The 1,308-nt window shown below is 65.4% G+C and carries 1 protein-coding gene; it reads left to right on the top strand.

From position 1 onward, the window contains the following. A partial coding sequence (htpG, locus tag ACFYX0_RS47370; protein ID WP_388981949.1) for a molecular chaperone HtpG occupies nt 1-1,269 on the top strand: 1,269 nt, incomplete at its 5' end. Nucleotides 1,270-1,308: the final 39 nt, after the last annotated feature.

The raw sequence follows: 1,308 nt of genomic DNA, 5'->3' as shown, positions 1-1,308 counted from the left end.
AGGATGGCCTTTGAGCGCACCGACGCCGACGGCTCCACCACCTCCGGCGTCGACACCCTCAACTCGATGAAGGCACTGTGGGCCCGGCCGCGCGCCGAGGTGACCGAGGCCGAGTACACCGAGTTCTACAAGCAGATCAGCCACGACTGGCTCGACCCGGCTGAGACCATCCACATGCGCGCCGAAGGCACCTTCGAGTACGAAGCGCTGCTGTTCATCCCCTCCCAGGCGCCAATCGACCTGTTCTCCCGCGAGACCAAGCGCGGCGTACAGCTGTATGTCAAGCGCGTGTTCATCATGGACGACTGCGAAGCGTTGATGCCGAACTATCTGCGCTTCGTCAAGGGCGTCGTCGACGCCCATGACCTGTCGCTGAACATCTCCCGTGAGAACCTGCAGCACGACCGCCAGATCCGCGGAGCACGCCGGCGCCTGGTCAAGAAGGTCCTCGGCGCGATCAAGGACATGCAGGCAGGCGACGGCGAGCGCTACACGAAGCTCTGGACACAGTTCGGACGGGTGCTGAAGGAAGGCCTGATCGAGGACACCGACAACACTGAGGCGCTGCTGGAACTGGTGTCGGCCCCCTCCACGCACGACCCGGAGAAGACCACCACCCTGCGCGAGTACCTCAAGCGCATGAAGGATGGTCAGGACGCCATCTACTACCTGACCGGCGAGACCCGCGCAATGGTGGAGAACTCCCCCCACATGGAGGCCTTCGCTGCCAACGGCTATGAAGTCCTGATCCTCACCGACCCCATCGACGAGATCTGGGTCGAACAAGTCCCGGCCTTTGACGGCCACCGACTGCAGTCCATCGCCAAGGGCCAGGTCGACCTCGACGAGCCGACCGAAGGCGACCAGGATGCCGATCAGGCCAAACGCGAGCAGGACTACGCCGCCCTGCTGCCGTGGCTGACCACCACCCTGTCCGAGCACGTCAAGCAGGTCCGCCTGTCGTCGCGACTGACAACCTCGGCGGCATGCATCGTCGGCGACGCTCACGACATGACCCCGACCCTGGAGAAGATGTACCGGGCGACGGGACAGCAACTGCCCACCGTCAAGCGGATCCTGGAACTCAACCCCACCCACCCGCTGATCACCGCCCTGCGCACAGCACACGAGGCCAACACCGACGACCCGGCGCTGGCAGAGACCGCCGAGCTGGTATACGGCAGCGCGCTACTCGCCGAAGGCGGCGACCTGCCCGACCCGGCCCGCTTCACCCGGCTGCTCACCGACCGCCTCACCCGCACTCTGTAACCCATGGGTGTCGCCTAGCACAGCCAAAGCGCCCGGCCG

It is taken from the genome of Streptomyces sp. NPDC002573 (genome assembly GCF_042889625.1).
GTDB classification, from domain to species: domain Bacteria; phylum Actinomycetota; class Actinomycetes; order Streptomycetales; family Streptomycetaceae; genus Streptomyces; species Streptomyces gibsoniae.
This window is presented reverse-complemented; position numbering and strand designations above follow the sequence as displayed.